The organism is Serratia sp. (in: enterobacteria) (assembly GCF_046715635.1).
Lineage (GTDB): Bacteria > Pseudomonadota > Gammaproteobacteria > Enterobacterales > Enterobacteriaceae > Chania.
On the sequence record NZ_JBKJYW010000240.1, the window covers coordinates 1 to 7,877 of the forward strand.

Here is a 7,877-nt window from a genome sequence, read left to right on the forward strand (position 1 = left end):
AGTTCGAGGATTTTGTCGGTGGCGGAGAGTGAACCATGCAGGTCCGAGGCGAACATCAGCTTCATAATCTTTCCTTCGGTGCGGAATATGAAACCATTTTAACGTAGCTGGGTTAGACAACAAGCGGTGGGTAAAACAGGTGGCCGATATTCGGCCACCAGAAGAACATCAGGCGCGAGCCAGCAGTTCTTTGACAAAAGCCACGATCTCAGGCTTTTTGCCGTTGGAGAACAGGCATTCCTGGAAACGAGGGCCGCTAACGGCGGTCTTCACCAGTTCCGGATCGATGGCACGCAGCGTATCAAGGTAGTTGTCTTTGATCACCGCCTGCTTAACCTGATTGAGGATACCGGCGTTACGAACCTGAGGTTCCTTACGCTCTACCGGATAACCTTCACCTTTACGCCCGGTAAAGGCCTTCTCAAAGATATAGCGCACGTTCAGCTCTGCGCCCCAGCCAAAGCCTTTGGCAAACGGCAGGGACAACGCATTACCGTTGTTGATCTGCGCGAACAGGAAGGCATCCGCAGGATCGATACAGTAGCCGCACACCACGCCAGGATGGATGTTCAATGACATCAAGGCGCCCTGCCCGGTACCGCAGCCGGTGACCACAAAGTCGACCGCTTCGGCGTTCAACAAAATGCTGGCCATAATCCCTAAATGGATATAGGTCAGATGGTGATCCTGCTCATCGCTCATACCCACGTTGAACACCGCATCGTGATTGCCAGCCGCAACCGCCTGCAATTGTTCGAGAACCAGCGCATTTTTACCCGCCTGGCTGTTTTCCATCATCAGTGCAATATTCATCTTTTGCTCTCCGCAAATAAAATCAATCGGTTATTCGTTATCGAGTTAGCGAGCCAACCAGCCGCCATCCACCGCTACGGTGTAGCCATTGATGTAATCCGAAGCCGGTGAAGCCAGGAATACCACCGGCCCCATCAGATCTTCTGGCAGGCCCCAACGGCCAGCCGGGATACGCTCGAGGATTTCCTCACTGCGGGCCTGATCGTCGCGCAGTTGGCGAGTATTGTTCGTCGCCATATAGCCTGGAGCCAACGCGTTGACGTTGATACCGTGGCTGGCCCACTCGTTGGCCAACAGACGGGTGACACCCATCACTGCGCTCTTGGACGCGGTGTAGGAAGGCACACGGATGCCCCCTTGATAAGACAGCATGGAGGCAATATTGATGATCTTGCCGCCGGTGCCTTGGGCAATAAACTGGCGGGCCACCGCCTGAGACATGAAGAACACCGTCTTGATGTTCAGGTTCATCACGTCATCCCAATCTTTTTCGCTAAACTGCAGCGCATCCTGGCGGCGAATGATGCCCGCGTTATTGACCAGAATATCGATATGACCGAATTCGGCCACCGCGCGCTCCAGCAGCTCAGGCAGCACTTCCAGCTTGCTCAGGTCGGCTTTCAGACTGAGGAAACGACGCCCCAGGGCGGTGACTTTGGCAATGGTTTCGTCCGGCTCAACCACGTTAACGCCAACGATATCACAACCCGCTTGAGCCAGCCCAATGGCCATCCCCTGTCCCAGCCCGGTGTCACAACCGGTCACAATCGCCACTTTACCCTGCAATGAAAAATTATCGAGAATCATGCTCTTGTCCTTAGTACTCAGGGCATCAGCGGCCCTTGTCAAAAGTGGGGATAGCGTTGCAATCCCGTCAGTGTCCGCAGCTTGCTGCCGTACAGGGGGAACGATATTGCCCGCCCCTGTCATCATGATGGCGCAAGTCTAACGCTTATTTCTGACGCAATCAATAAAATTGAAACAATGTTTTATTTTAAGTGAAAGTAATTTTTGGTTATGTGACGTATGCCGTTTTCACAGGGGCAAAAACGGCATACCCGGTGGGTTGACCTAAATCGGCATTACATGCGATTCGGGCGCAGTACAGTTCGGGCGCAGCATGCGGCGCCCCTACATAGCAGGTATGAAGGCATTATTGTCGGCGATGTTCCCCACCACCGCGTCGGCATATTCTCCCGGCTTGCTACGCAGCGAGACGTTGCCGCTGAATACACCCTGCTTATCCTTCGTGGTATACGGCCCCGGGCGGAAAATGTAGTTAAACCGCTGGTTATCAATCGCCATATTGTTGCTCACTTGCAATGCGCCAGGGTTGAAGTTATCGGTAAACCCATCCATGCCGTTTTCAATGGCGAGGCTATTGGTCACCTGGTGGGCCACGGGTAACCCTTCTCCCCCCAGTTTGAAACCATTATTGACATTGCGCAGCGCGACGCTGTTCTCGATGATCACCTTGCCGTTCGGGCCATCCTCGATTTTGTTGAACAGATCGAAACCGTCATCCACGTTGTCATGCGAGAAGCAGGCAACGAGCCGATTCCCCTCACCCACTCGCATTTTGACGGCAAAGCCATCCGCATTGATCAGACCCGGGTCTTTGTTGGCGTACGACTCTGCATGAGCGATCAGGTTGTGGCTGGCCCACAGCGGCCGATCGGCGTTGGCCGGGGAGGAAATGACCATCCCGGTATCATCGGCATGGTGTGCCACCACCCGGTTGAGGTGGTTATGGCTGCCCGCAATATGCAGGCTTTTTTCCGTTACCGTGATGCCCTGAATATCCCAATAGCTGGCTTCCAACTCCATCCCATGCAACACCACGCCATCCCCAAGCGGCCGGAGCTTTTTGGCATGTGTGGCGGTGCCACTGGCTAAGGCAGGTATGACAGCCAAGGGGTAATCCCCCACAGCCAGCCAAAGTGTGCCGCCCGGCGTTAATGATTGTACTGCGGTAGCGAAATCCAATGGGTGCTGCTGGCTACCATCATTTTCGGCTTTGCCCTGTGGCGCAGCATACAAATTAGCGGCGTCGGCATAGCGCGCTTTGCGCACCATCAGTTTGTCGCTCTGAGTGCCACCTTGTGCCGTGGTGAAGCGGTAATCCAGCGCGGTTTCCGCCTTCTTCAGCGCAACCTTCACCGCCAGCATCTCTCCGGCCTGTACCTTACGCTCTGCGGCAATGACCACGCCGTCCTGGCTCAGCGACAGAGTGCCACTCTTATTGCTGCGTAGCTGGAACACGTAATCATCCGTGGCGGATATTGGCGCAGAACCGATCTCGATCTGCATCGGCATCGCTTTAACCGCAAACTCTTGCGCCGCCGGAAGCTGGCTTTTACTGAGCGTCAGGCTGGCCTGGTTGACGGTAATGCGTGCGTTACGTGAAGCAAAGAAGCCCACGTAGTAACCTTCAGGATCCAGCTTGGTGACGCGGTGTGGATCGTTGGTGGTTTTACTGACCCAGTTGTCGCTGCCCTGCGGGGCGTAGGCCGCAGTAAACCCCTGATCCGTGCGAGCCAGACGCAGCCGGAAGCTTGGCGTTTTCTGTAGATCCACCTCAGGCTGATAGCCTTCCCGTTTGATCGCGACGCCCGCATTGCCCCAGGAATTGAGCACGCCGTTGCGGGAAATCAGCGTCATTTTGACCCGGTGATGATCTTTTTTATCCTGCGTCATGATGGCATTCATCACCATGTTGGATGCCGCCGGAAACTCCTCATAACCCTGCTGGACCTTCTCCAATCTTGGTTTGCCGAGAATATCGCGGATCAGTAATCCCGCCCCCTCCTGCCCGGCGGGCAGAGCCATATTTTCCGGGCCAAACTGATCGACCGTCACCTCCGCCTCCAGAACCACATTGGCATTGGCGGGAACGCGCGTGTAGTAGAAGGTCAGGCCATCATGGCTATTGCCGATTTTGCCCCCCCGGCTTTCGACGTGGAACGGCATTTTCAGTGGCCCAGCTGGCATTGGCTTGCCATTGGCCATCGTCACCTGATTGGTGCCCACTTTCTCCGGCAGCACGTTGGTGGCAAAGTTGACATCCGTTGACTGACCGAAAGCGACGGCCTGCCAAACCAGTTTATCAGCGGCAGGCAGCGGTGCGGCAACGCCGCTATGACATACGCTAGCCAGAGCGACGAATAACGACAGAGGTACGATCTTCATTTCCCTTTCCTTGTTTTTAATAGATAGGGATCCCCCCGCCACTTTGGCGAAAAGATCCTATCACTGGGTTTTGGGGAGATCAGGCCCGTTAGGCCGGTTTATACACAGGGGTAGAGATTTCGGGAGTGATGTTCATCTTCTGGCAGATCGTGCTGTTGCCCCAGCACTGTTCGTAGGGCATCCCTACCAGTTTCTCAATCACCAGGCGAACTTCGGGTTTGATATCGCCGATCTTGCCGCCAGCCTTGATGCGGGCCACTTCGTAGAGCACCACCTGATGGGTTTGGCGGTTGAGCGTCATCTGGCTGCTGAAAATAATCGCCATCAGCGCCAACAAGATCACGCCAGCAAAGAACACCCAGGAGATCGCGGTAATGGCGGTTTCCGGCTGAGTGTGAGACTTCGACTGGAAGCCGTAGTAACTGAGGATAGCCCCCATGGTGAAGACGATAATCGAGCGCATAATCTTGCCGGAGAAAGTCATCGCCCCAGCATAGATCCCTTCACGACGGCGGCCAGTAAAGACTTCGTCCACGTCTGCCAGGAAGGTATACACCGTCCAGGGAATGTAATACACGCCGCCGGTGCCCAGGCCGAAGATCACGGTGATGCCGATGATGGCAGCAGTCGCAATATGCGCAGGCAGGTTAAAGAAGTGCAGCAGGGAGTAGCAACAGACCGCAAACATCACGATACCGAGCGCCCAGGAATAAGGTTTACTGAAGCCTTTTTTCACGCACAGACCAATAAAGATGGCCGTCGATATCAGCTGTAAGATGGCATTCAGGCTGTTCAATCCGGCCAGAATAGCGGGATCGTATTGCAGCACGAAGATCACAAAGTAGGTAAATACCGAGGCAAACAGCCATTCCGCGCCGAAGCCGAACAGATACATGCCCAGATGCTTGCGAAATACCCGCAGGTAGAAGGTCGATTGCATATCCCGCGCCAATGAAGCCAACGTTTTGAGCAGCGATTTCTTATGCTTAACCTCCGCTATTGCTTCATCCTTGCGCTCCCAGGAGAACAGATACAGCACGGTGATGGCAATAAACAGGATCACGCCGTAGGTGATGCCGGTATACAGAAAAGGCTGGGCCGACTCTTTACCATAGAGCAGAATAAATTGTCCTGGGATAAACGCCGCCAGGAAGTTGGCCATCTTGCCAAAAATCGCTTTATAGCCGGTCAGCTTGGAGCGCATGGCAAAATCATCGGTCATTTCGGTCGCCAGCGTCTCGTAAGGCACCATCACCGAGGTATAAATCAGTTCAAAAATGACGTAGGTGGCCAGGTAGTACCAAAAACCGAAACCCTCAACCCACAACAGCGGGTAAAAGACCATCAGTGGCGCACCAATCAGCAAGAAGAAACGCCGCCGACCAAAGCGCTTACCGAGCCAGGTATTGCCAAAGTTATCGGTCAGATAACCCATGACCGGGTTACTGATAGCATCGATGACGCTCGCAACCGAGAAGATGAATGACGCCTCCAGCAGCGTCAAACCACAAAACGTGGTGTAAAAATAGAGTAGCCAGGCACCGCTGATTGCCAGCGCACCACTGCCTAGCAGGTTGCCCCCGCCATAAGCCAGTTGGTGTCCTAACCCTACCGTTCTTCCCTTACCCAGAGAGTTGATACCGTTGGTTGTCATCGTCTTTTCTCGCGATTAAAAATAAAATGAAATCTAATTTCAATTTTACAGGAATGATGTTTTGTATTTTTAGGCGAGTTATAATGTTGTGATGAAAGTCACATAAAAAATAAGGGGATCTCATTTCACCCCCTTCAAAACGCAGGTAGCCTCTGGCAGCAGTCCCAGCATCAAGGATTGCCCATACGTTGTTTTTCTATAATGGCGAGCATGCAACGGCGTCACGCTGGTTGGCTATGAGCAAAACCGCTATCCGGCATCAATTAGGCAAAGAGCAACGATTTATGCGATGCAGCTCTCATAAATCACCCGTTCGGGTTGGCCTAATCCGTCACTTTGATATCATTTTTCTAAATTTATGAAACGATGTTTTATTTAATTAAGGGATCGCCTGCACAGCGGCGGTTTTTCGATAAGGTTAAGGGAGGCCATCGTGGCTAAAGGTTCAATCCACCAGTTCAATTTCCATCGTACAACCGATACCGGTACCGGCGCACAACTCACCCGCCTGACACCGCCTGAAGTGCTGTGCCACCGCAACTACTTCTACCAGAAATGTTTCACCAACGACGGCAGTAAGCTATTGTTTTCCGGCGAATTTGACGGTAACCGCAACTACTACCTGCTGGATCTGCAACTGCAGCAAGCGGTGCAGTTGACCGAAGGCCCTGGCGATAACACCTTCGGTGGTTTTTTATCCCCAGACGATCGTTTCCTGTATTACGTGAAAAATGAGCGTGAGTTGCGCCGGGTAGAGCTGAGCAACTGCAATGAGCAAACCGTGTATCGCGTGCCTGAAGAGTGGGTTGGCTACGGCACCTGGGTTGCCAACAGTGAATGCACCAGCCTGGTAGGTATCGAAATCGATCGCCAGGATTGGCAACCTCTGACCGATTGGAAAATTTTCCACAGCTTCTTCACCAAAAACCCGCATTGCCGCCTGCTGCGTGTCGATTTGGCCAGCGGTGAATCACGTGTGATCTATGAGGACCGCCTGTGGTTAGGCCATCCGATCTACCGCCCATACCATAGTGACTGCGTCGCCTTCTGCCACGAAGGGCCACACGATCTGGTTGATGCCCGCATGTGGCTGATCAACGAAGACGGCAGCAATATGCGTAAGGTAAAAGATCACGCGCCAGGCGAGAGCTGCACCCACGAATTCTGGGTACCGGACGGTTCAGCCCTGATGTACGTCTCTTATTTGAAAGGCCAGCAAGAGCGCAACATCTGCCGTTACGATCCACAAACCGGGCAGGACGAAATCGTGATGACCATGCCAGCCTGCTCGCACCTGATGAGCAACTACGACGGCAGCCTGTTGGTGGGTGACGGTTCGGCTACGCCAGTCGACATCAAAGATTCTCAAGGCTACACCATTGAGAACGACCCGTGGCTTTACGTGTTCGACGCCAAACAAAAACGTCAGGCACGCCTGGCTGCCCATAACAGCTCATGGCGCGTGCTGAATGGCGACCGTCAGGTAACGCATCCGCACCCATCATTTACCCCGGACAACCGGCAAGTGCTCTTCACCTCCGATTTTGAGGGTGAACCTGCGCTGTATCTAGCCCGCTTGCCGGAAGATCTCTTTGCTTGATGGCACTATTTGATTGAGGAACAACCATGTTTATCTACAAACAGGATTGTGCGTTAGAAGATTTAGGGAACGGCGTGACACGCCGCATTCTCGCCCATGGCGGCACCATGATGGCGGTGGAGGTCAACTTTAGCCAAGGTGCTGTCGGCCCGTTGCACAGCCACCCGCACGAGCAACTGACCTACGTACTTTCCGGCCGCTTCAGCTTCACCATCGATGGCGTCACCAAGGAAGTGGCTGCCGGAGATACCTTGTACAAAAAGCCCGACGTGGTACACGGCTGTGTGTGCCTGGAGGCTGGTACTTTATTGGATACCTTCACGCCACAGCGTGAGGATTTCCTGAAGTAATCACATGTGCTCCCGGCCATCGTGCCGGGAGCATTTGGCACCTAATAAACTGCAGCAATCCCCCCCCTTCTCTTGCAGAAAATTACCCTACCTCCTTGCCCACACCCTCAATATGCTTGCCGCCAAGCAGATCGCAGGCGAGAAATATGAATAATCTATATTTAAAATAACTCAAGACAAAAACATACACCCAGTGAATATATAAGGATAATTCTCAAGAATTTACTGGGAAGTTAAGATCCGTTCTTATCTTTTGATTTCATTGAAATAA

Annotated in this window: 6 protein-coding genes; 2 read left to right on the top strand and 4 right to left on the bottom strand. The window is 53.3% G+C overall.

The window, feature by feature from the left end; genetic code table 11:
• Positions 1-168: 168 nt before the first annotated feature.
• From ACLQ7H_RS12005 to ACLQ7H_RS12020, 4 genes are all read right to left on the bottom strand, one after another.
• Positions 169-813 carry an RpiB/LacA/LacB family sugar-phosphate isomerase gene (locus tag ACLQ7H_RS12005; protein ID WP_021178550.1) on the bottom strand — a complete coding sequence of 215 codons (645 nt, stop codon included), beginning with the start codon at positions 811-813 and terminating at the stop codon, positions 169-171.
• Between the two features lie 45 nt (positions 814-858).
• Positions 859-1,620 (bottom strand): 2-dehydro-3-deoxy-D-gluconate 5-dehydrogenase KduD, encoded by a 762-nt coding sequence (kduD, locus tag ACLQ7H_RS12010; RefSeq protein ID WP_046808386.1) that lies wholly within the window; start codon positions 1,618-1,620, stop codon positions 859-861.
• Positions 1,621-1,944: 324 nt separating this feature from the next.
• On the bottom strand, positions 1,945-4,002 hold the full coding sequence (locus ACLQ7H_RS12015; protein ID WP_411752864.1) for a right-handed parallel beta-helix repeat-containing protein: 2,058 nt from the start codon (positions 4,000-4,002) through the stop codon (positions 1,945-1,947).
• Between the two features lie 88 nt (positions 4,003-4,090).
• Positions 4,091-5,656 carry an MFS transporter gene (locus tag ACLQ7H_RS12020; RefSeq protein ID WP_411752865.1) on the bottom strand — a complete coding sequence of 522 codons (1,566 nt, stop codon included), beginning with the start codon at positions 5,654-5,656 and terminating at the stop codon, positions 4,091-4,093.
• 433 nt (positions 5,657-6,089) lie between these two features.
• Here ACLQ7H_RS12020 and ACLQ7H_RS12025 point away from each other — a divergent pair, with 433 nt between their 5' ends.
• Together ACLQ7H_RS12025 and ACLQ7H_RS12030 are read left to right on the top strand one after the other, a co-directional pair.
• Entirely contained in the window at positions 6,090-7,256 is a 1,167-nt protein-coding gene (locus tag ACLQ7H_RS12025; RefSeq protein WP_411752866.1) for an oligogalacturonate lyase family protein, read from the top strand.
• A 26-nt stretch (positions 7,257-7,282) separates the two neighbouring features.
• The gene (locus tag ACLQ7H_RS12030; RefSeq protein ID WP_021806015.1) at positions 7,283-7,606 is read left to right on the top strand and encodes a cupin domain-containing protein; all 324 of its coding nucleotides are present in this window, start codon (positions 7,283-7,285) and stop codon (positions 7,604-7,606) included.
• The last annotated feature ends 271 nt before the right edge of the window (positions 7,607-7,877 follow it).

Bases quoted from the DNA above. Each gene is read 5' to 3' on its own strand.
- ACLQ7H_RS12015 (WP_411752864.1), bottom strand. From the start codon at position 4,002: ATGAAGATCGTACCTCTGTCGTTATTCGTCGCTCTGGCTAGCGTATGT.
- ACLQ7H_RS12030 (WP_021806015.1), top strand. From the start codon at position 7,283: ATGTTTATCTACAAACAGGATTGTGCGTTAGAAGATTTAGGGAACGGC.
- kduD (WP_046808386.1), bottom strand. From the start codon at position 1,620: ATGATTCTCGATAATTTTTCATTGCAGGGTAAAGTGGCGATTGTGACC.
- ACLQ7H_RS12005 (WP_021178550.1), bottom strand. From the start codon at position 813: ATGAATATTGCACTGATGATGGAAAACAGCCAGGCGGGTAAAAATGCG.
- ACLQ7H_RS12020 (WP_411752865.1), bottom strand. From the start codon at position 5,656: ATGACAACCAACGGTATCAACTCTCTGGGTAAGGGAAGAACGGTAGGG.